The sequence below is a fragment of the Cyclobacterium xiamenense genome (assembly GCF_900109255.1).
GTDB classification, from domain to species: domain Bacteria; phylum Bacteroidota; class Bacteroidia; order Cytophagales; family Cyclobacteriaceae; genus Cyclobacterium; species Cyclobacterium xiamenense.
Window position 1 is genome coordinate 221,486 of sequence record NZ_FNZH01000005.1, and the last position, 21,491, is coordinate 242,976.

General features: G+C 47.1%; 16 protein-coding genes. 12 read left to right on the top strand and 4 right to left on the bottom strand.

Features of this window, described 5'->3' with window-relative positions; genetic code table 11:
• Positions 1-67: 67 nt before the first annotated feature.
• The 4 genes from BMW71_RS24140 (at position 68) to BMW71_RS16845 (ending at position 3,508) form a co-directional block, all read left to right on the top strand.
• Positions 68-223, top strand: a complete 156-nt coding sequence (locus tag BMW71_RS24140; protein WP_177179685.1) for an Arm DNA-binding domain-containing protein — start codon at positions 68-70, stop codon at positions 221-223.
• Between the two features lie 63 nt (positions 224-286).
• Entirely contained in the window at positions 287-586 is a 300-nt protein-coding gene (locus BMW71_RS16835; RefSeq protein WP_177179686.1) for a hypothetical protein, read from the top strand.
• 467 nt (positions 587-1,053) lie between these two features.
• Positions 1,054-2,757 carry an asparagine synthase-related protein gene (locus tag BMW71_RS16840; RefSeq protein ID WP_092176620.1) on the top strand — a complete coding sequence of 568 codons (1,704 nt, stop codon included), beginning with the start codon at positions 1,054-1,056 and terminating at the stop codon, positions 2,755-2,757.
• Between the two features lie 370 nt (positions 2,758-3,127).
• A complete protein-coding gene (locus BMW71_RS16845; RefSeq protein ID WP_092176622.1) occupies positions 3,128-3,508 on the top strand; it encodes a hypothetical protein in 381 nt (126 codons plus the stop codon).
• A gap of 14 nt (positions 3,509-3,522) precedes the next feature.
• Here BMW71_RS16845 and BMW71_RS16850 read toward each other — a convergent pair whose 3' ends face one another.
• Genes BMW71_RS16850 through BMW71_RS16860 form a run of 3 tightly spaced genes read right to left on the bottom strand, consistent with a single transcriptional unit; the run spans position 3,523 to position 6,566 of the window.
• Entirely contained in the window at positions 3,523-4,242 is a 720-nt protein-coding gene (locus tag BMW71_RS16850) for a DUF4197 domain-containing protein (protein ID WP_092176625.1), read from the bottom strand.
• Positions 4,239-5,177 (bottom strand): hypothetical protein, encoded by a 939-nt coding sequence (locus BMW71_RS16855; protein ID WP_092176627.1) that lies wholly within the window; start codon positions 5,175-5,177, stop codon positions 4,239-4,241. Before BMW71_RS16855 ends, BMW71_RS16850 begins: the two co-directional genes overlap by 4 nt.
• Positions 5,178-5,183: 6 nt before the next feature.
• On the bottom strand, positions 5,184-6,566 hold the full coding sequence (locus tag BMW71_RS16860; RefSeq protein WP_092176630.1) for an MBOAT family O-acyltransferase: 1,383 nt from the start codon (positions 6,564-6,566) through the stop codon (positions 5,184-5,186).
• Positions 6,567-7,249: 683 nt separating this feature from the next.
• Between BMW71_RS16860 and BMW71_RS16870 the strand changes: the two genes are divergently transcribed.
• From BMW71_RS16870 to BMW71_RS16890, 5 genes are all read left to right on the top strand, one after another.
• Positions 7,250-8,314 (top strand): AI-2E family transporter, encoded by a 1,065-nt coding sequence (locus tag BMW71_RS16870; RefSeq protein WP_092176635.1) that lies wholly within the window; start codon positions 7,250-7,252, stop codon positions 8,312-8,314.
• Positions 8,315-8,621: 307 nt separating this feature from the next.
• A complete protein-coding gene (locus BMW71_RS16875) occupies positions 8,622-9,524 on the top strand; it encodes a helix-turn-helix domain-containing protein (protein WP_092176638.1) in 903 nt (300 codons plus the stop codon).
• Between the two features lie 79 nt (positions 9,525-9,603).
• Entirely contained in the window at positions 9,604-10,086 is a 483-nt protein-coding gene (locus tag BMW71_RS16880; RefSeq protein WP_092176640.1) for a DUF2141 domain-containing protein, read from the top strand.
• Positions 10,083-10,979 carry an oxidoreductase gene (locus BMW71_RS16885; protein WP_092176643.1) on the top strand — a complete coding sequence of 299 codons (897 nt, stop codon included), beginning with the start codon at positions 10,083-10,085 and terminating at the stop codon, positions 10,977-10,979. Before BMW71_RS16880 ends, BMW71_RS16885 begins: the two co-directional genes overlap by 4 nt.
• A 19-nt stretch (positions 10,980-10,998) precedes the next feature.
• Positions 10,999-13,371, top strand: coding sequence for a TonB-dependent receptor (locus tag BMW71_RS16890; protein ID WP_092176645.1), 2,373 nt, complete (start codon positions 10,999-11,001; stop codon positions 13,369-13,371).
• A gap of 368 nt (positions 13,372-13,739) precedes the next feature.
• On the opposite strand, the gene ffh is transcribed toward BMW71_RS16890, so the two are convergent.
• On the bottom strand, positions 13,740-15,077 hold the full coding sequence (gene ffh, locus BMW71_RS16895) for a signal recognition particle protein (RefSeq protein WP_092176648.1): 1,338 nt from the start codon (positions 15,075-15,077) through the stop codon (positions 13,740-13,742).
• 284 nt (positions 15,078-15,361) lie between these two features.
• Here ffh and BMW71_RS16900 point away from each other — a divergent pair, with 284 nt between their 5' ends.
• The 3 genes from BMW71_RS16900 (at position 15,362) to BMW71_RS16910 (ending at position 21,487) form a co-directional block, all read left to right on the top strand.
• Positions 15,362-15,850 carry a DUF6508 domain-containing protein gene (locus tag BMW71_RS16900; protein WP_143057663.1) on the top strand — a complete coding sequence of 163 codons (489 nt, stop codon included), beginning with the start codon at positions 15,362-15,364 and terminating at the stop codon, positions 15,848-15,850.
• 299 nt (positions 15,851-16,149) lie between these two features.
• A complete protein-coding gene (locus BMW71_RS16905) occupies positions 16,150-20,508 on the top strand; it encodes a T9SS type B sorting domain-containing protein (RefSeq protein ID WP_092176653.1) in 4,359 nt (1,452 codons plus the stop codon).
• A 1-nt stretch (position 20,509) separates the two neighbouring features.
• The gene (locus BMW71_RS16910; protein ID WP_092176656.1) at positions 20,510-21,487 is read left to right on the top strand and encodes a PorP/SprF family type IX secretion system membrane protein; all 978 of its coding nucleotides are present in this window, start codon (positions 20,510-20,512) and stop codon (positions 21,485-21,487) included.
• Positions 21,488-21,491 lie beyond the last annotated feature (4 nt).

The window sequence follows — 21,491 nt, forward strand, 5'->3', positions numbered from 1 at the left end:
AGTGATCAAAAAAGGCAGATCGCTAGCTCGCAGTTCACATTTTTTTCACACGAAAAAAGATCGTGGGATGCGAGCTAGTGTTATTTGTCGAATTCGTAAGGACCGGGTTAACAAAGCCGGCACGGCACCTGTATACCTGCAGGTGACCATCAATTCAGAAAAACTTCAGATCCCTCTAAAAATCTCCTGGCCGGTCGAATTATTCGACAATAAAGCGGGTTAATTTCTGCCCCGGAACGCCCGCGACCAGGATGCCGACGATTACAACATGTTGGCCAAAATGCAGATGTCGAAAGTGAATGAAATCTTCATCTATTACCGGCATTCTGACCTGGATTTGAGTACTGAAATCTTTTTGAAAGAATTCAGTAGGTTTGGCGCAAGAAGCAATTTTCTGCAATGGGCTACTTACGAAATCGAAGACCGGTACAATGCCAACCGCATTGCCCTGCAGACACGAAAAAACTCGCTATCCAACATCAACAAAATCAAACTTTGGCGTGAAGAGATTAAATTTTCTGAGCTCAACAATGAGCTGATGAAAGACCTGCAGGCATGGGAGGCGAGCAGTTCGTGCTTCGGATAATACCCCAGAATTTTTCGCTTACTTTCTTTATCGTACTTTTTCCCTTTGACCATTCGATTGCCGATAGTTGTGTCTTATGGATGAGACACAAACCCCATAGCATCTCATAGAAACGAAAATAGGAGACGCAACGTGTGAAACGAAGCCAAAAATCCTCCAATAGAAAGCTACGCTTCATTGTCCGCAGCGAAATCCTCTGTACATGTCGGGCATGGATACGATTCCTTGGATACGTATTCCTCCGGAGAACCCTATTCAATCATTTGTATCCTGAGAGAAAAGAGCTACCTGTTGTCAGCACGCAATGCATGCCATTTTTCCGGAAGGCTTGCTGTCTTTACCTTAAAAAATAATCGTTTTACATTCTTTTTTTTGAATTTAAAATACATTTTTATACCTTTAAAAACATTTTCAAACGAATCAAATTAAATTTTCCAGCACCGCTACTGGTTCACCTTTTTCCAATTATGCTCGGATTATCTTTATTTTCACGCGAAGACGGATGGGAAAATTCCGCTTCCTCACACACCGTGTTGTTTTCCAATGAACAATTGGTCGTAACGGTAAACAGCACGTACGAATATCCCTACAGCATTCGCAGGACGGCTCCGGATACGGTCCTGGTTTTGGAGGGGAAGGTCTACGATCGGTCCACTTCGGCCCTGTTCGACAGTATTCAGCAACTACTAAGCTCTGAGGATGAACTTGAGAAATACCTTTTTGATACGGATGGGGAGTTTTACCTGTATGTACTAGATCTCCAATCCCATACCCTAAAGGTGTTTGGGGATCACCTGAATCGCCTGCCCCTTTACCACGGCAGCCGCAACGGAAGATGGATCGTATCGCGGGATATCGGATTTGTGCAAGGGTATTTACAGGCGCCAATAAATCCGCTACACCTCGCCGAATTCCTCGTTTTTGACTACAACCTGTCCACCCATACGCTTTTTGATCAGGTCTTCCACCTCCAACTCTACGAAAAACTGCTGGTGGATGTAAAGGCAGGCAAGATCACCGCCCCAAAAAGGAGTTATTCCTATGATTTTTCTGCCAAATCAATTTCCCAGGTAGATGAAGTTGCTTTGGATGGCATGGCCTCGGTATTCCTTACCGCATGCAAGCAACGAGCTACGGCACAAAACATCCTCTCACTTAGTGGCGGTATGGATTCTCGATCGGTAGCCGCCGGACTGCACAAGGGAGGAGCGCGGGTTACGGGAGTTACGTTTGAAGATGAAGAAAAATCGGCTACTACCGATGTGGTGATTGCCCAGGAAATTGCAGCTAGCTTGCAACTCGACTGGCAAAAAATCAGTTTAAGTACCGCCAATTTCAGGGAGGACATTGCCGAAACCATCCGGTTTAAAATGGGAATCCAACCCACGCGGTACTATTATTTGAACCAATTTTGCCGAAAAGTATTTGATCGATACGGTGGGAACATTACTTTTTTTACCGGCGACGGAGGGGATAAAGTGTTTCCCGATTTAACAAACAACATCAGGTATTCGGACAACAAAAAGTTGGTTGACCTAATTCTTCGGGAGAATTACGAGTTTTCCCTGCCGCAAGCGGCCAGATTGACCGGAATTGATGAAAAACGACTTTCCGATTCTATCTACCAAACCTTATCAGATTTTCCAGGCAAAAACAGTGGGGACAAACACGCGTATTTTCTGCTAACCTGCCGGATGAAGCGGTATATCTTTGAGGGAGAAGATAGAAACAGGCGCTTTTTCTGGGCTACCACGCCCTTTTTAAGTAGGCCTTTTTTCGGTATCATGAGCAAAATCGATCGGAACGTAAAGATAAACGACGACTTCTACAGGCGCTTTATTGCGAAGCTCAACGAACAGGTAGCCGTAATCCGGGACGAAAATTATTCCAGTGGAAACGTTTCCGTAAGTAAAAATCTCTACCGGTTTGTGAAAAATAAGGCCAACGCGCTGCTAAGCAGAAAGCGCAAGGAACAACTCAAAGCCCTATTTGAGGGAAGAAAGGCTTCGAAAACCGTCTCGCTCTACAAAAACCTCATACTGGAATGGGAATCAAATGAGGTACCGATTGACATGAAAGTGGTTCGAAAAAAGATCAATGACTACAGCTTGGGTCAATTGTCATTGATCGCAACTGCCCAACTGGTCAGTGCCATCGTAACTAAGAAATGATTCACAACCCGATAGCACGCTTTCCGATGAATGCGACCCGCATTTAAAACACCCTGCATTCGGTACAAGAAACCACCACCTGCATCTCGACGCCAGACATTACGGATCATTTATGTAGCGAAAGCCGTCTTTGGACGGGTACGCTCTTGGGAAAGCCAATAAAAGAATGGCTTTTCCTGAGTTTTGGCTCTGCTTGCAATGGACGAAACGTCGTTTTTTTTTGGTAGAAACCCCTATCCGCAAGCGATTCGGTCGCTGGAAGCATTGCAGATCTTATCACCGCTTTTCCTCCACAATGCCTGTTTATTCAACGCGTTTTCCGTACTTTGAATTTCCTACTGTGCTTTGACGAAAAAAAACAAAACGAACCATGCTTACACTCGATCTGGTAATTACCAAGGAAAATGGGACCTACACCGGTAGCCTGACCTACAACGACAACCGCCTTACCCAATCGGCACCCAGCATTCCGGGACTGGAAACACAAGTGAAAAAACTGCTGGCGGAATTTGAAGGCATGGATCCAAATGCCGTCACGTTCAACCACTATTTTCACTGTCCGGCCTTTTTTGAGGCTTTCAAGGTATTGGATCTGGACGAACTGGCAAAGTTGGCTGCTATCGATACAGGAAAGTTGCAGGCATTCGCCGCCGGTACCCAAAAACCGGTTCGGGAAGAAGCCGAAAAGATCGAAAATGCCCTACAGAACCTGGCCTCCCGCCTGATGAAAGCCTCCCTGGTGCTTTCCTGAGGGAGCAGGGCTACTCAATTATCCTGGGCGGCAAATACCCGGCGCAGCAAGGCCGTGGTCCGTTCCGCAGGATTTTCCCGAATGGCTTTTTCCTCTTGCGCAATCAGGACGAACAAGCCCGAAATCGCCTGCTCCGTCACGTATCCCTGCAAGTCGGGATCTAATTTCCGGGAGGTAGTTGGAAAGGTATTGTACGCCGAAACCAAATCCCCGTAATAGCGGGTAGCACCGACCTCATCCAGCGCCTCTTCGATATGCGGCGCAAACAATCCGGTCAATTTTTCTGAGGTCTTCCCCTGCAAATACCGGGTAGCGGCGTCCTCGCCACCGTTTAGTAGCTCCCAGGCATCCTGCACGGTGAGCTGGCGGATGGCATCTACAAACAAAGGCTTGGCTTCTTTTGCGGCGGCTTCGGCGCCACGGTTGATCGTCAACAGCACCCGGTCCACTTCGGCCCCCAGCCCCAATCGCCGCAACGTAGACTCCACCCGTTGGACATCCTCCGGCAGGGCGATCCGGATCAGTTCGTTGGCAAAAAAACCGTCCACCTGTGAGGCCCGGTCGCTGCCTGTAACTATCCCTTTTACGAGGGCTTCTTTTAGGCCATCGCCCACATCCTGCTCGGTCAGACTGGCTTCGGTAGCCCCCTGGATAAAGCGGTTGACCTCTGAGGCCGTGCAGCCTGCGGCAAACACAAACAGGCATGCCATACACACTATTTTCAATTTTCTCATCGACTAATTCGGTTTAGTTCTTCTAACAAACGTTTCTGACCTTTCGTGCTCAAATGACCGTGATCGATGAAGTTTGTTGTGTCCGAAGAAAAGAAATCGTACTTCGGTTGGTTGAAATTTTCAAAAGTAATCCGGGAGCCTTCCGCGGGGTAGCTTGCTTTTATTTCCTCCCAGTACCTGCGAAACCTCTCCGCATGCGCGGCACGAATCGGCAAGGGCACCGGATGAAAATATACCGTGGTTTCTATGTGATGGGATTCCAGTAGTTGCCAGAGGCGATTCAATGCCTGTTCCGCCACCGGCGAAATTTCGAAATCCCCGGCATTCACCAATGCTTTCTCTGCTTCGATTTTAGCGGCAACATTGGGTACCCGAAATAAGGGTTCAAATTGATTGGTTCCATTTTCCAGGTATTGATTGGGCGGGTATTTGCCGGGAGCCAGCCGCAGCCACCGGAGCAGCGCAAAGCCATACACCCGCAGCAAGTGAATGGACCCAAATGCGCTCCAATAGGAACTTGGCCTCATCAATGTGTGCTGCTCTACCCCCTCCTGTTGGGTCATGTAGGGGTGCAGGCAGATCCATGCCTTTCGCATCCGGTGATCGGAAGCGAGTACCTGTTCGAGTAGGGGAACCATCGTTTGGATGCGTGCCCCCATCAGACTCGCATTAAAGTACCGTACATCGCTGATTGGTCCAGGGTTAAGGTTGGCCGAAAGCGAGGGACCCAGAATAATGCCGTCGAAGTTTTCGGGAATGTACCGAAAGGCCATCAGGTACTTAGAGATTCGTTCTTCCCCATACACCCGGGTGCGTTGGGTCATTCCAAACAGCCCAAACACATCCAGCCAGGCGGCAAGCAGCACGAATCCGGCCACTGCCAGAAAACAGGAAGGGATGATACGCTTAAAAAACCGGTGAAATGCCTTGTCCATGGTAACTTAGAAATCAAAATACAGAAAGTCCGTCTGCACAACGGAGTTAAGGAAAATCATGTTCAACAAAAACAAGAGTACCGTCGCAATGCCGTAACCGGGTGTAGGTTTCATTTGACGGCCCAGTTGCATGTCGTTTGGTAAAAAAAGTAGCACCACTCCTGCGATCCAAATAGGTAAGTTATGCAGGTTACTAACCAGGAAAAAATCCGGAGCACCGCCATTGGAAAAGTGAAACATGGCAGAAAGCAGGCCCAGCGCATCCTGGAAATTTTCGGCCCGGAAAAACACCCAGGTCAGGTTCACGAAAAAAAAGGTGATCAGAATGGCAAAAAAGGCAGGAATCTCAACACCGACTTTTTTCCAATACCGGTGAACCACCAGCGCGGCCCCATGCAGCAGGCCCCAGACGATAAACGTCCAGCCCGCCCCGTGCCAGATTCCCCCCAGTAGGAAGGTAATCATCAAATTGGCATTGGTCCTACCCGGACTCACTTTGTTGCCACCCAGGGGAATGTACACGTAATCCCGCAAAAACCGGCTCAGCGTAATGTGCCAATTTCTCCAAAACTCCTGTATGGTGGCCGACCGGTAGGGGGAATTGAAGTTTTGCGGCAGTTGGATGTTAAAAAGCAAGCCCAAACCGATCGCCATGGAGGAATAACCGCTAAAGTCAAAGTACAGCTGGAAGGAATAAGAAAGCGAGGTAATCCAGGCGTCTTGTACTCCCAGGAGGCCAATGTTCCCATAGCCCTTATCTGCCACAAGGCCAAAGCTATCGGCAAGCACCACTTTTTTTGCCAGCCCCATCATAAAAATAAAAAAACCTCGGGAAAGGTTTTGGTAGTTGGCTCGGGTTAAAAACGGGTTGCGAAATTGTGTCATCATCTCTTTGTGATGCACAATGGGCCCCGCAATCAGCTGGGGAAAAAAGGAAACAAACAAGCCGTAGGAGACAAAGTTCGTCTCGATCCGGACCCCTTTGTAGCAATCCACCAGATAGGCAATCTGCTGAAACGTATAAAACGAGATGCCCAGGGGAAGCGCCCAATCCAGGTAAGAAATGGAGGAATGGGATAGCACATTGATATTGAAAATAACAAAATCTGCGTATTTGTAGAAAAACAGGATTAGAAGGTTAAAGGTGATGCCGGCTACCAAAAATGACTTTTTGCCTTTCCCTGCTTGTTTGCTGATGAAGTAATTGAGTACAATGGAAATGCCTATCAGGATTAAATAACTGGGTTTCCACCATCCGTAAAAGAAAAGGGAACACAGAAAGAGCCAGCAAACGATGTAGGAATTTCTGATTTTCGACCCCAACCCGTAAAACCCCGCGAGCACCACTGGCAAAAAAACAAACAGAAAAACAAAAGAATTAAATAACATGGCTAAAAAAGCATTATCACTCAAATATACACTTGTTTGTTTTATTTTGACCAAAAAATCCCCGGAAACCTGCTGAAATCGAAAGTATCCTGCGTTTTTTTTCCAAAATAAGGCGCTATTGGATGGGCCATGGAATGGGGTATGCCGGCGATGACCCGGAATACCGATGGCTTAGGCTTGTTAACTTTTACTGCTCGCCTTCCGCGGAGAACCGCAACGCCCACCCGTAGAACCGGGTAGTCGATCCGGGCAAAACACTGAATCATCCGTTCAAAAAAAATTCCCGGATCGGATGTCATTTTCCCCATGCACTGCATTTTCGGTACCGATACACCACCGTTCAGTTGATGGATGTGCCCATCAGTACCTGGGAAGTACGTTTGCAGGTGAGATTTGGGTCGAGGGTATACCCGGATGATGTGGAAAGTAATGGCACCCACAAATCGTGCAATTTTATCTGAAAATCGCCGGTTACGCAGGTACTTCTTTCCAACACAGCTAATTTTTCTGTATCTTAAACCAATGAACGAACAAAACGCATCCCTTCATTTGCCGGTGCACTCCATCGCAGCGACAGAAATCCTGCCTTTTCAATCAATGCGGCATAACGATTGTACTGTTTTTAAAAAAAATCGATTCGCTTCTCCAATAATCCAGTAAAAACGCTAACCCAGGCTCAACCCATGCAACTCTCCTTTCAACATTTGTTTTTCACGCTGGCCTTTACATTTCTGCTAGTAGCGGCCCTTGTCCTTGCCAAAACCATCCTCATCCCCCTGGGCCTGGCCCTGTTGCTTTCCTTTATTTTACACCCCGTGCATAAGAAATTGCGGGAGAAGAAATTTGGCAATATCGGGGCTGCCCTAACCGTGCTGGTGCTGTTCTTTTTGATCCTAATCGGTATCTTGGCGTTCTTTTCTGCAGAAATCCTCTCCCTATCGGATCAACTAACGGATTTTGGTGACAAATTAATGAATATTTTCACCGACACCGTTGTCTTTCTGAACGAAAACTTTAGCTTTTTGGGCAATTTAGAAAAAGATGCCCTGCTGGAAGATGGAAAGACCTGGCTGAAGGATGCAGGAGCTGGATTACTCGGGAGAACGTTCAGTAGCACGGCCAGCATTTTTACCGGTTTGTTTACCATGATCATCTATACCTTCTTGTTTCTGATTTACAAACAGGGGCTGGTCAATGCCTTCGTTAAATTTGGTCCGGACGATAAAAAGAGCCAATACCTCACCATGCTAAAAAACATCCAGCAGGTGGGGCAAAAATACCTTTCGGGGATGTTGACGTTAATTTTGATTCTGGGTCTGGCCAACAGTGCCGGGTTGTGGATCATCGGACTGGACAACCCATTTCTGTTTGGTTTTTTAGCTGCCACGCTATCCATCATCCCCTATATCGGAACCACCATTGGCGCAAGCATACCGGTGCTTTATGCGTTTATGTCCAAAGACGAGCTTTGGGTACCTCTGGCTGTAGCGGCCATGTTTTGGCTGATTCAGGTGATTGAAAGTAACTTTCTGAGCCCAAAGGTGGTAGGGAATAGCGTAAATGTCAATGCATTTGCAGCCATTCTGAGCCTTATCATTGGCGCATCGGTCTGGGGTGTGGCGGGGATGGTGTTGTTTCTGCCATTTGCCGCCATGCTAAAGGCCATTTGTGAAAGCTATGTTCCCCTGCAGCCCCTGGCCATGTTGATCGGGCAGGATGCGTTCAACGACAAGCCAAAAAAAACGTAGCCGGTCTCGGTTCTTACCGTTGGGCTCAAGAAGAACTGACTGAAATATAAATCTTCCTGAGGTAAAAAATAGTCACTTTGCAGTCTTTAAACCATAAGGTATCCAGAATGCATTTCAATAAATGCCAAGTGGTGAACATGACACACTGCTGGATACCGAACTAAAAGCATTTAGTTCTTCTGCGACATAAAAATAGACTCGAATGATGAAAGAAAAAAATAGTGTAGGTTTGATTTTCTCTGATTCCCACTGAGGAGTTTGTGCCAGTTAATTAAAGAATATACGAGAAAAATGAATAAATAATACAATGAAGTTAGGATCGAAATATTTTGAAGAAGTAAACTTCGATAAATTTGTGGCTTCTTACATGTCTTCAGAGGCTGATCGACTTCAATTCCGTTCAGGTCCTATCCAGATTTATCCATTACAGATGGCTACTTATTTTATCAAGGTGCCAAGTCCGCTTTTTAGAACAGAATATAACTTTCTACTGCTTTTTTCTTCAGGGGGTGGAAAGCAACAAGTAGACACTGAATTACTTGAACTGTCGGAAAATGATATATTGTTCATTCGTGAGGGCCACCTGAACGCCATTAAGGAAATCTCCCCAGACACAACAGGTTTCTATGTACATATCGATAGTTCACTATTGTCCGGAATCTTTCCAGATGAAGACCTTTTAAATAGGTTTACCTTTTCTCCAAAAATCAGTGTTCCTTTTTCTACGATGTCTTGGTTAATCAAATGCTGTGAATTACTTTTTGAACAGAGGTTGGTGGACATCAAGAGTATTGAAGTTCAACTTTCCATATTGAAAGTACTCATTCAAAAACTTGCTAATTCTCTGCCTTCACGCATAGTAAAACCTACCAGGCAGTCGGAAATCACCATGCGTTTCAGGGAGTTGGTTTACTATCATGCCCACAAGGAAAGGAATATCTCGTTCTATTCAGGGAAGCTTGCCGTGACCGATAACTACCTAAATAGATGTGTGAAGAACCTAACGACTAAATCGGTTAAGCAACACCTCAATGAAATGGTTGTGGCAAAAAGTAAGATACTGCTTAACAATACCGCCAAAAGCATTTCTGAAATAGCCTATGAATTAAATTTCTCCGACCCCTCCTACTTTGCAAGGCTTTTTAAACAAGTGACAGGGATGAAGCCATCAGCGTACAAAGATTCAATTATGCACGATTTGTCCGACTAACAGCACGTTTTCTACCAGATTTTGCCTTAACCTGTCTCAGTTTTTACTGTTTATTTTTAAGACATTTAATTAAATAAACATGAAGGCAGTCGTAGTAAAACCCGTAAAATTATCATCAAAGAATCGGCCATTGAGGACCTCACGCTATTTAGTGCTCTGTGGAGTACTTGGTCTATTTTGTTCCTACAAAACCATTGAAAAAGAAGAAAATCGGCTAATGATTACCATTGAAGGAATTAAAAAAGGGAAAGGAGAGGTGATCGTAAGCATTTTCGAAGAAGAAAAAAACTGGTTAAAGAAGCCATTCCAGGTAATCAAAATGAACGCCGATAGCGACACAAAAACAGTCTCATTTTCTGTGGAAAAGGGTAAATATGCCGTTTCGGTATTTCAGGATGAAAATGCTAACGGAGAGCTTGATCAATCGTGGATAGGTATTCCGAAAGAGCCGATAGGCTTCGGGAATAACTATAAGCCTTTTGGACCACCTAAATTTGGCCCGGCACGTGTAGACCATAACAAATCAGAATCTTTTTACACCATTACCCTTTATAAAGCATGAAATGGTCTGTTGAGAATGCCGAAACGCAAGAAGGTAAGGTCGCCATTATAACTGGCGCGAACAGTGGGCTTGGGTTTGAGACTGCATTAGGTTTAGCTAAACTTGGATGTGAGGTGATTTTAGCGTGTAGAGATATGAAGAAGGCTAAAAACGCTGAAGAAAATATACGGAAAGTAGTCAATGAGGCCAGGTTGAAGAGTATGAGCTTGGATTTGAGTAAGTTGAGCAGTATTCAGACGTTCACCACCGAATTCAAAGCACATTATCAGCAACTGGATTATCTGGTCAACAATGCCGGTGTCATGATGCCTCCTTTTTCGCTAACTGAGGACGGCTTTGAACGTCAGTTGGCGGTGAATTACCTTGGTCACTTTTCATTGACAGGAAATCTACTTCCTTACCTTATCAACACCAAAAATTCACGCATTGTAACATTGACTAGTCTTTCTTTCAAATGGGCTGAAATAAACTTCAAAGATCCCCACTTCGAAAAGGGATACAGCAAAAAAAGCGCTTACGGACAAAGTAAAAGAGCTTGCTTGGTTTTCGCTTTTGAGTTACAAAGAAGGCTGGAGGAACACAGACATGCTGCTCAATCAATTGCAGCTCATCCGGGACTATCCAATACAAACCTTGATCGTTATTTTCCGTCCCTTATACGACCATTAGGAGCCTTATTCCTTCAAAATGTCAAGAAAGGCGCGTTGCCAATCCTCTACGCAGTTTTAGACGATAGCGTAAAAGGAGGGGATTTTATCGGGCCTGACGGCTTTCAGGAAATAAGAGGATATCCTACAAAAGTAGAGGCAGACGAATATTCCAACAACCTGATAATCGGTCAAAGACTCTGGGACTTAAGTGAACGCCTTACAAAAACCGACTATCCATTCTGACGAAATAAACGGTAAACCAATGAAAAATTTAGTCTTCTGTGCCGTAATTTTTTTAGTCGGTATGTTATCCGCTCATGCCCAAAATACAGGGGCAATTTCAGGGTATGTCAAAGATGCAAAAACAGGCGAAATGTTGATAGGTGTAACGGTTAGAGTCGTCGATACACCACAGGGAGCTACCACAAACCTTGATGGTTATTATACTATCAATGAAGTACCTGCCAAGGTTATAAGTGTACAGGTATCTTATATAGGCTATCAGACGCAAACGAAGTACAACGTAGTAGTTCGTTCCGGAGGTATTCCCGATGTTAATTTTGAGATGGAAGAGTCCGCAACTCAACTGGAAGATGTTGTTGTTGTAGCCAACCCATTTGAAAAACTGGAAGAAACCCCGCTATCCATCCAGCGGCTATCACCTGAGGAAATTGCCACGTATCCGGGCGGCAATAATGATATTGCTAAGGTAGTGCAGTCATTACCCGGGGTGTCAAGTTCGGTGGGCGGATTCAGGAATGATGTTATCATAAGAGGAGGTGCACCCAATGAAAATGTGTATTACTTGGATGGTGTTGAAATACCAAACATCAACCACTTTGCTACCCAAGGAAGTGCAGGGGGTCCAATAGGTTTGTTGAACGTAAGTTTCTTTGAAGGCGTCACGCTTTCTTCCAGCGCCTTTAATGCCCAATATGACAATGTTCTATCTGGGGTATTGCAGTTCGATCAGCGAAACGGAAATAACCGGGAGTTTCGGAGAAATTTTAGGGTGAGTAGCAGCGAAACAGCCATCACATTGGAGGGGCCTATTCTAAAAAGAGACAAGGAAGCCAGTAATACTTCTTTTATTGCCTCCGTTCGAAGATCCTATTTGCAGCTGTTATTTCAACTTTTGGAGCTTCCTTTTTTACCCGACTATTGGGACTACCAATATAAGCTCACCCATAAAATTGATGAAAAAAATGAAATTACGGTTACTGGTGTAGGTTCGATTGATGATTTTCGGGTGAATATCCTTGACGAATTCGACCCGCAGCAACAATCGAGCTTAGAACAGACTCCAATTATTAAGCAGCGGACCAACACGGTAGGGCTTACGTGGAAAATGAGGTTTAAAGAAAAGCCGGGCTTTATGACGACTACGGTCAGCCAAAATTACCTCCAAAATGACTTTACCCGATTTAAAAATAATGTCAATGAAGAGGGTGTTCTTTTCAAAAATGATTCAGACGAAACCGAGACTAAAATTAGGTATAACTATACCCAGTTTTTGTCCGACTGGACGGTAAGTGGTGGAGCTTCTTTTCAACGGGTAAATTACACCAATTCTACCTTAGATGCGGTAGATGGCTTTCAGTTCAGCACCGACCTGTCCTTTAACAGGTACGGCCTTTTTGGGCAGGTTTCCAGGAGTTTCTTGAATAACCGGTTAGGAGTCTCTTTTGGTGTGCGGATGGACGGCAACAGCTTCACCGATGATGGAAACGATTTACTTTCTACGCTAAGCCCACGGTTTTCTGCATCCTACAAACTCGATGAAAATCAAAAGTGGTCACTAAACGGATCCGTTGGGAGATATTACAAAATTCCTCCTTATACTATTTTAGGTTTTCAAGACAACCAACAAAGGTTTGTCAACCAAAATGCGCAATACATAGAAAGCGACCATTTGGTAGTAGGGCTGGAATACCTAGTGACTCCCGCTTCAAGGTTTTCCATAGAAGGGTTTTACAAAACCTATGGTGACTATCCGGTTTCGCTTACTGACAGCGTTTCCCTCGCCAACTTAGGGGCAGGATTTGAAGTATTGGGCAATGAACCAATAGCCAGTCTGGGCGTAGGCCGGACGTATGGGTTGGAATTTCTCTACCAAAAGAAACTGACTAATCGTTCCTATGCCATTCTTGCCTACACGCTCTTCAAAAGTGAATACACTGCTTTTGACACCGACAGTTACCTTCCTAGCGCATGGGATAGCAGGCACTTGCTTACCTTCACAGGTGGCTATCAATTGGGGAAAAACTGGGAACTGAGCAGTCGCCTCCGCTACCTTTACAGAACACCGTTTGCGCCGGTAGATGTAGAAGCAACCAACAATCAGGGAACCTATCCAATTCTTATCATCGATTATACTGAGATTGGAGACCAAACCCTTGATCCTTTCACACAAGTAGACTTACGGATCGATAAGAAATGGAATTTCCCAGCCTGGACATTTAACGTGTTTTTTGAAGTCCAGAATGTTTTGAGCCAACAAATTCCCGAACCACCTATTTATGGCTTAGACAGAACCGAAACTGGACAGGTTGTGACCCCTCAACTGGTAGTTCAGGTTAAGGAGATTGCGAATTCAACGCCCCTTCCCGCTATTGGAATTGTGGTCGATTTTTAAGAGTGGCAATACAAAAATTGATAATGAATCTAAAAAAAACTAAGCACACCAGCACCGAAAAAAAATGGGGCAGAAAGTGGTTTCCGCAAATTTCGAGCTCCTAGCAAGATTTGTCTCGGTGATTAGGTAGTCGCTCCGCAAAGCCCTACGTTTCTAACCTCCAGACCGTTTTCCCAGACTCCTACGGCCCTGACCCCTCCCAACCGTCAACCCAGGCACTTGTGCAGCGGCTGAGCACAGGCCGAAGTGTTCCAGACAACGAAATACGATGTGTACGTTTCCCGAAATTGCCTTACTAATCGGCTGTTTCGGTAGTCGGAGCTGATAAGAAAAAAACTGGGGGTATACAATGGGGTACCAGCAGCTGCCTACCTTCGCCTCATGTTGCCACTCATTGCTCCCAGTGCCTTTTGGGCACCGCCCATTTTATTCATTTGCTTCATCATCTTGCGCATGTCCGAAAATTGCTTCATTAGGTTATTGACCTCCTGTACACTGCGTCCGCTTCCTTTGGCAATGCGCTTCCTCCGGCTGCCATCGATCAGGGAGGGATTGCCCCGCTCCTGAGGAGTCATGCTGCGGATGATCGCCTCGATGGGAATAAAGGATTCGTCGTCAATATCCAGTCCTTTAATGGCTTTGCCCATCCCGGGAATCATTCCCAGCAGGTCCTTGATGTTGCCCATCTTTTTTATCTGCTCCAGTTGGGAGAGAAAATCGTCAAAATCGAACTGATTTTTTCTGATTTTGGCATTTAGCCGTTTTGCTTCGTCCTCGTCAAAGGATTGCTGGGCCTTTTCTACCAGGGAAACCACGTCTCCCATTCCCAGAATACGCTGCGCCATCCGGTCGGGATAAAACAGGTCCAGGTTTTCCATTTTTTCCCCGGTGGAAATAAACTTGATGGGTTTATTGACCACGTGACGAATGGAAATGGCGGCCCCACCACGGCTATCCCCGTCCAATTTGGTAAGCACCACCCCGTCAAAGTCAAGGCGCTCATCGAAGGTTTTGGCGGTGTTGACCGCATCCTGACCGGTCATGGAGTCGACCACAAAAAGTGTCTCCGAAGGGTTGAGCGTTTCTTTCAACGAAGAAATCTCGTTCATCATGGCCTCATCCACGGCAAGACGGCCTGCCGTATCAATAATCACCGTTTTCTTTCCGGATTTTTTGGCAAATTCGATGGCGTTTTGTGCGATCTGAAGGGCATTCTGATTGCCCGGCTCGGCATACACCTCGATTCCTATTTGGCTACCCAGCGTCTTCAGCTGCTCCACGGCAGCCGGACGGTACACGTCGCAGCCCACGAGCAGCACCTGTCGGCCTTGCTTTTTGAGGTAAGCACCCAGTTTGCCCGAAAAAGTCGTTTTACCCGATCCCTGCAACCCGGAGATGAGAATCACAGCCGGATCACCTTTGATGCTGATTTCTTCCTTGCTACCCCCCATCAGTTGGGTGAGCTCCTCCTGGGTAATCTTTACCAAAAGCTGTCCCGGAGAAACAGCGATCAGTACGTCCCTGCCCAGGGCTTCCTCTTTGATTTTGTCGGTAACTTCCTTCGCTACCTTGTAGTTCACGTCTGCATCGATCAGGGCTCTGCGGATTTCTTTTACCGTAGTGGCCACGTTTATTTCCGTGATTTTGCCCGTTCCCTTCAGGGTTTTAAACGCTCTGTCTAATTTATAACTCAGATTGTCAAACATGTTTTTTTCTTTTGGAAGAACAAAAATACGTTTTTTTTTTTAAGCTTGTCAGGTATCCGAAGAAAGTATTCGGGCAAAGATAAATGCCTTATTTTTTGGAATTGCGGGGATTTCTACTAACTTTTGTTACCAAAAAAAGACAAAAAGGTGTATTTAATATACAAAAATACCCCGATCGGGGTATTTTTTTGATGAAAAAAAAGTTGTTACTTACACGCTCAAATAAATCATTTTCAAGTGCTTACCAGAAAATTCGTATTTATTTAACCAAAAACCAAAAACCGATGATGAAAGACCAAATTCCGCTGTTTATTCCCCTGGGGAATTTTTCAGACCACTGCAACTCCCTGGACAGGAAAAAGCTGGTGCCAATAATTGAACTGGTTCACGAAATGGAACTAAAGTTTTACAAGGCCGAAAAGCTACTGGGCACACAGGATCTCAGCGAATTATCGCTTCGTACCCTGGGCTTGTCCGGGATCCATGTTCGCTTGCTGGATGCCATACTCAAACTTCGCCTGGTCCCCTTATTTGACTGGATGGCCTGGAAGAGTGAGGCCGAGCGGTATTACAAAGACGCCAGCAACCTGTACGAATTGGACACCGTCACGCTGGGCAAGGTAATGACCGTACTACTTCGTTCGCAAACCCTCTACGGCCCCGAATTTCTGGAGTCCAAAATCAAAGACCGATTTGTGCTGAATCTGCTAAAAGCAATTCTCCATTCCGTGGACGGCATCAATTCTTGGAACTATTCAGAAATTTTGGATTAACGCTGCGAGATTTACCCTACAACTACCGAATTGCTTACGGATCGACTTTTTCAATGCTTAATCACCCTAATTTTACTTTTTTGAGCCAAATTCGATTCGCAGGAGGATCGTGCCTTTTTCAAGGCACGGCGCAATCATTTTGCCGGATTTCTGGTAGAAACCCACAAATATTTTCATAAAATAAGTGCATACAACCAAGCTTTTCTGACAAATTCTACGTTATTTCAAGACGAGAGTAAACGAGTGCTTCTGGCATTTTTATTGCTTCGGGCTTGGTTTAGAATTGATGGTAACTAACGATGGTATTGTACGCAAATCGCTTCGCCCTTTTTTTACTACGATGCTTGCTTTTAGCTGCCGGCATTTTGTTGCAAGTTGAGGCGAATGCACAACAGGAACCCCGACTGGCACTGGAAACGAACCCCGTTACCTGTTCCGGCGACGGAAGCATTACCGCTACCTTTGAGTACGATGGGGATGTTTCCGACCTTTTTTTCCAGCTATACCGCCTGCCGGAAGAAGCCCCTCTCGACCAAAATACATCCGGCGTTTTTTCCGGCCTGGCAACCGGAACCTATCGAGTCGCCGCGAGCTTTACAGCCAATGGCACATCGCTGGAGATTGCCGAAGAAACTACCCTTGCCTCCGAATTCGAACCCTTATCGTATTCCATTCAGGCGCAAAACCTGTGCGAAACCGAATTCGGCAGCATTGAAGTCGTCGTCAACCAGGGAAATCCGGCCACCTTTGAACTGCGGGGAGATACCGAACGCCCGCCGCAACAAAGTCCGGTTTTTGAATCACTTCCCGCCGGTAAATATACCGTGATCGTTACGGATACCTGCGGAGACCGCCTCTCCCAATCCTTCGAGGTGCAGAAAGCCGAATTCATATTGGACCCCGAATTTCAGCAGTTTCAATCGGAACTAAACAGCTGCGGAGAAATACGTGTCGGCCATTTGATTCGCTCGGTCGGCGCCGAAATTGCCTATCCCCTGAACGCTCTTTTTACCGTTCGCAATCCGGATGGGGCCGTTGAGGAAGTCTCCGTGCAGGTGACTGAAGGTGGGGCCACCGAAGGAGTTATCGTCGGAAACCTTCCCTTTTTTCCCGGGGAAGCCTACAGTTACGACCTGTCCGTAACGGACAATTGCGGTCAGGTAGCGCTCCTGGAAAACAATCCCATCGACCGAAGACTTTCCATTTCTAGAGACCTCTTTTGGGGAGCAGGCCTTTGTGGCAAGCGAAGGCTATCCATCAAACCCGCCAATTTTGTTGCTCCCTATACCGTTACCTTTGCCGAATACCCCGAAGATTTTGACCCTGTGCTGTTCAACGAAGCCCATCCGGGGCCGTTTAGCGAGGAAAACCTTTTTTACGGATCCGAAGAAATGCCACTACCCTTCGGTACCTACAGCTTTAGTATCGAAGATGCTTGCGGAAATACCGCCTCCATAACCGAGGAATTTAGAGACTTGCTTAGTGGACCCGTTTCCACCGTCTACAAAGGCTGTGGCCCCACTACCGGTTCCCTCCAATTGAATAGTTTTGATTACGAATTCACCCGCATCGAAATGACCGAAGGACCGGAATCCTTCGCCGGGCAACTTCCCCTGGATCTTTCCGAAAACATCAGTCAAAGCGACCCTAGAAGGTTCTTTATGAATAGCCTGCCGGCCGGAGAATACGAGTTTGTTTCCAATACCACCTGCGGTACGGAACACAGCACCCGGGTCAGCATCGAAGGCGCCAGTATTCTAACGAACGAAGTGGCCGTAGAAGAAAACTGTGGCTCGTTCAATTTATCGCTGTTCCATGAAGACAACCTGGAAGAAAACCAAACCACACGCTTTGGTATTCAGCGACTGAACCCCGAAACCGGCGAATGGGGTCACCCGGAAACTGGGCTTGCATATACGGAAGGAGAAGAGCTGACCGACGAAAATTCCATCCTTGTCGTCAACCGTGCCACTACCATCAATTTAAGCTATTACGGCAACCTACGCCTGGTAAAGTCCATCCGGATATGGAAAAACGGAAGCGACATTGTCCCCAATCAACCGTCCCATAATTTCTGCCTGGAAACCCTCGAAACCTTTGAAGTAAAGGAGCGCAGCAGCTTTACCAGCTTAAATACCTTTCAATGTGTGGAAGGAAGCTATGAATTATCCGTGGATGCGACCGGCTATCCGCCCATTACCTACAGAATCGTAGAAAAAGACGGGCTGCCGTTCGCTATCGACAATGGCCAAAACCCGCTCTTTCAGAACCTGGAGGCAGGAAGGTACCGCTTGCAACTGGAAGATGCCTGTGGCAACCTGACCAATACCACCGTTCAGGTCCGTGGAGAAAACCTTCCCAAGATCATTCCTGAAAACCTCTGCGAGGGAGAGAATGGATCGCTTTCGGTAAGAAACCTGGACTTCCTGACTTTCGAATGGTTCAATACTGCAAACCCCGATGTCATCCTCAGCCGCGAACCCAGCCTGGAATTCACCCCATTTACCCTGGCACTACACGCAGGCGTTTACGCCGTGCGACTGCGTGACGATACCCCCGGAAGTTGTCTAAACGAAGTACTTGAATTTACCCTTGATGAGGATAGCCTCAACCCCCAGTCGGGGCAGGGGCAAGAGGTAACGGTATGCAAAGGTGAAATCGTCGACCTCTTCGATTTTCTGGATGGCCCGTTTAACGACTACGGGTCCTGGGAGGAGCTTAGCGGCAGCGGGGCCTTGGTGGGCAATGTATGGTCATCGGCCAACCTGGATGCGGGCACGTATACCTTTGCATACACCATCTCCGGTATTTGCTCCGGGGAACAATCCACCCAGGTCACCATCAACCTGAGTGAGGTTCCGCCACCACCTCAAGGAGCAGGCGTGCAGGAATTTTGCAGCCCCGGAGTGTATACCCTGGCAGACCTGATCGTAACCGGAGAAAACATCCGTTGGTACCTCACCCCGGAGGGGGCCGATGCCCTTCCTGCGGAAAGCGAACTGGAATCCGGAAGGACGTATTACGCAGAACAGCTCTCTGCCGGATGCCCTTCCGATCGGCGCCTGCCGGTAGCCGTACAAATCTACCCCCAGGTGGCGGGGGTTGATATAGGCGCGTCCCAAACGCTGTACCAGATGGAAGTACCCGCTGTCCTGGAAGGCGAACAACCCGCCGGCGGGTCGGGAAATTTTTCCTTTCAATGGGAGATTCAATCCGAAGAGGGGCCCTGGACAGCTGTGACCGGGGCAACCGAAAAGGATTTTGCTCCTCCCCCCCTGATGGAAACCACGCAATTCCGACGAATCACCCAGGACGAGGTCTGCGGAACCTTTATAAGCAACGAAGTGACCCTCAGCATAGAAGTGGCTCCCATTGTTGCCAATAATGATGTCTTTGGCCCATTGAGAAACTACGAAGAACACCGGCTGCCCTCTATTCTGGCGAATGATAGCCTCAAATTGGCCCTCGTATCCGGTGGTGAGGTATCCATTTCTATTCTCTCCATCACGGATGAAGCGGGTGTGGAGCAAAACCTGGTGTACTCCCTGGACGAAAACGGTTCGTTTTTTATTCCGGAAGATACACCGACCGGCACCTACCGCATGGAATACCGAATCTGCCAATCCGAGGTACCGACTAATTGTGCGGACGGGATCATTCGACTTCAGGTAATCGGAATCTCCGTGGATCTGGAAAAATCGGTTGACCGAAACCAGGCGGTGCGGGGCGAAATCGTTGACTATTTCATTTCCCTTACCAATACCAGTACCTTTCCTTTGGAAGAGGTTTTGGTGACCGAACTGCTGCCCGAGGGATTGGTATTGCTGTCCAGCAGCCCTGCGGTTTCGGAGCAAGCGACCTGGACCATCCCGGAGATTCAACCAGACGAAACCGTTCGATTCGAACTATCCGTGCTGGCCGCTGAAGAGGGAAATTACATCAACCAAGTTCGGGTAGCGGTGAAAAACGTCGAAGAAACGGTTGCAAGCGAAGAGCTTCAAATACGACCAAAGATGGTCGACGTGGCCATCCGGGTAAGCTCCGCGATCCAAACGATCCGGGACGGAGACGTGTTCGAATACCTCCTTACCATTACCAATCAGGGAATGGACGAGGCCGAACAGGTCAAAATCGTTGACTTTTTGCCACCGAACCTCATTTACCAGGCGTCCAGTAGCCAGAACAGCGGATTGCCCCAGGATCCGCAGTTCCGTCAGGACGGGCAACAATTGATCTGGGAAGTGGACAGGTTTCCGGTCGGGGCTGAATTGCAAATCCGGGTGACTGTCTTTGCGACGGATGACGGACGGATCAACAACCGGGCGGAGGTGAGTGCCGGCGGCATCGACACTTCTCCCGAAAACAATACCGCGCTGGAGGAAAAAAATATTCTACCCCTATTTATTCCAAACGTGATTAAGCCTGATTTTGACGGGAAGAATGATACCTTTGTTATACGGGCAACCCATAAGTTTGAACGGGTGGAATTACTGATTTTCAATCGCTGGGGAGATCTGGTATTTGCTTCGGAAGATTACCAAAACGACTGGTCCGCCGAAGGGCTGCTTGCAGGCACCTATTACTATCAGGTTACCGGCACCGATCCTCAGGGCAAACGAAAAGAATACAAGGGTTGGGTTCAAGTGATCAAAGAATGAGATGAGAGGAAGCTATTTTTTATACGGAATGGTGGGAATGCTTGGGCTTTTGACGTTTCAAATCCCCGGTAACGGACAACAAATTCCCCAATTCAGCCAGTATACGTTCAATACCTTGCACGTAAATCCGGCCTATGCGGGCTATAAAGTAGATCCCTTCGTACAAGCCACTTACCGGTCGCAATTTGTACATTTCCCAGGAGCGCCTCAAACCTTTACCCTTGCTGCGGATATGGGAAACGCCGAGGAGAGCATGGGCTATGGCCTGTCCATTAGTTCGGACCAATTGGGCCCCAATTCGGTTCATTCCCTACTACTGACCTATGCGTACAAAATACGATTAAACCGGGAAAGTTTTCTGGGACTTGGGATCAGTTCCGGAATCTCCGAATACCTGCTGGACGGGGCAAAACTCCTGCCGGATGACCCCTCCGATCCGGGTATTCCGCAGGGACGTATCAATGCCTTTACCCCCAATCTAAATGCAGGACTGCTCTACCATTCCCCGCGGTTTTTCTCCGGAATCAGTGCCTTCAACCTATTGGGGCAACAGCCACTGCGAAACAAAGACCTGGCTTTGGCTACGCACAACTACCATTTCTATTTTCAGGCCGGCGGACTGCTGCCCCTAAGTTCAGCGGTGACCGTCAAGCCCTCCATTCTGGTTCGGGAAGACCTCAACGGTCCGGGCAGCTTCGACGTGAATGCCATGTTTTTATTTAACGAACGTTTTTGGCTGGGTACCTCGTTTCGTTCCGGTTTTGGCAAAAATGAGCTCCCGGAATCCAGTAACTTTGCCACGCGAAGGGCCATCGTGCTGCTAATGGACCTGTTTATCACCGAAGACATCCGATTCGGCTACGCGTACGACTTCAATTTGACTAGCCAAAACAACTACCGAAACAACAGCCACGAATTTTCGATCGGGTACTACATCCAAAGCAGCTGGCTCAAAAGCCCCGAAAAGCGGTATTTTTAGCCGA

Bases quoted from the DNA above. Each gene is read 5' to 3' on its own strand.
- BMW71_RS24140 (WP_177179685.1), top strand. From the start codon at position 68: ATGCGAGCTAGTGTTATTTGTCGAATTCGTAAGGACCGGGTTAACAAA.
- BMW71_RS16835 (WP_177179686.1), top strand. From the start codon at position 287: ATGTCGAAAGTGAATGAAATCTTCATCTATTACCGGCATTCTGACCTG.
- BMW71_RS16840 (WP_092176620.1), top strand. From the start codon at position 1,054: ATGCTCGGATTATCTTTATTTTCACGCGAAGACGGATGGGAAAATTCC.
- BMW71_RS16845 (WP_092176622.1), top strand. From the start codon at position 3,128: ATGCTTACACTCGATCTGGTAATTACCAAGGAAAATGGGACCTACACC.
- BMW71_RS16850 (WP_092176625.1), bottom strand. From the start codon at position 4,242: ATGAGAAAATTGAAAATAGTGTGTATGGCATGCCTGTTTGTGTTTGCC.
- BMW71_RS16855 (WP_092176627.1), bottom strand. From the start codon at position 5,177: ATGGACAAGGCATTTCACCGGTTTTTTAAGCGTATCATCCCTTCCTGT.
- BMW71_RS16860 (WP_092176630.1), bottom strand. From the start codon at position 6,566: ATGTTATTTAATTCTTTTGTTTTTCTGTTTGTTTTTTTGCCAGTGGTG.
- BMW71_RS16870 (WP_092176635.1), top strand. From the start codon at position 7,250: ATGCAACTCTCCTTTCAACATTTGTTTTTCACGCTGGCCTTTACATTT.
- BMW71_RS16875 (WP_092176638.1), top strand. From the start codon at position 8,622: ATGAAGTTAGGATCGAAATATTTTGAAGAAGTAAACTTCGATAAATTT.
- BMW71_RS16880 (WP_092176640.1), top strand. From the start codon at position 9,604: ATGAAGGCAGTCGTAGTAAAACCCGTAAAATTATCATCAAAGAATCGG.
- BMW71_RS16885 (WP_092176643.1), top strand. From the start codon at position 10,083: ATGAAATGGTCTGTTGAGAATGCCGAAACGCAAGAAGGTAAGGTCGCC.
- BMW71_RS16890 (WP_092176645.1), top strand. From the start codon at position 10,999: ATGAAAAATTTAGTCTTCTGTGCCGTAATTTTTTTAGTCGGTATGTTA.
- ffh (WP_092176648.1), bottom strand. From the start codon at position 15,077: ATGTTTGACAATCTGAGTTATAAATTAGACAGAGCGTTTAAAACCCTG.
- BMW71_RS16900 (WP_143057663.1), top strand. From the start codon at position 15,362: ATGATGAAAGACCAAATTCCGCTGTTTATTCCCCTGGGGAATTTTTCA.
- BMW71_RS16905 (WP_092176653.1), top strand. From the start codon at position 16,150: ATGGTATTGTACGCAAATCGCTTCGCCCTTTTTTTACTACGATGCTTG.
- BMW71_RS16910 (WP_092176656.1), top strand. From the start codon at position 20,510: ATGAGAGGAAGCTATTTTTTATACGGAATGGTGGGAATGCTTGGGCTT.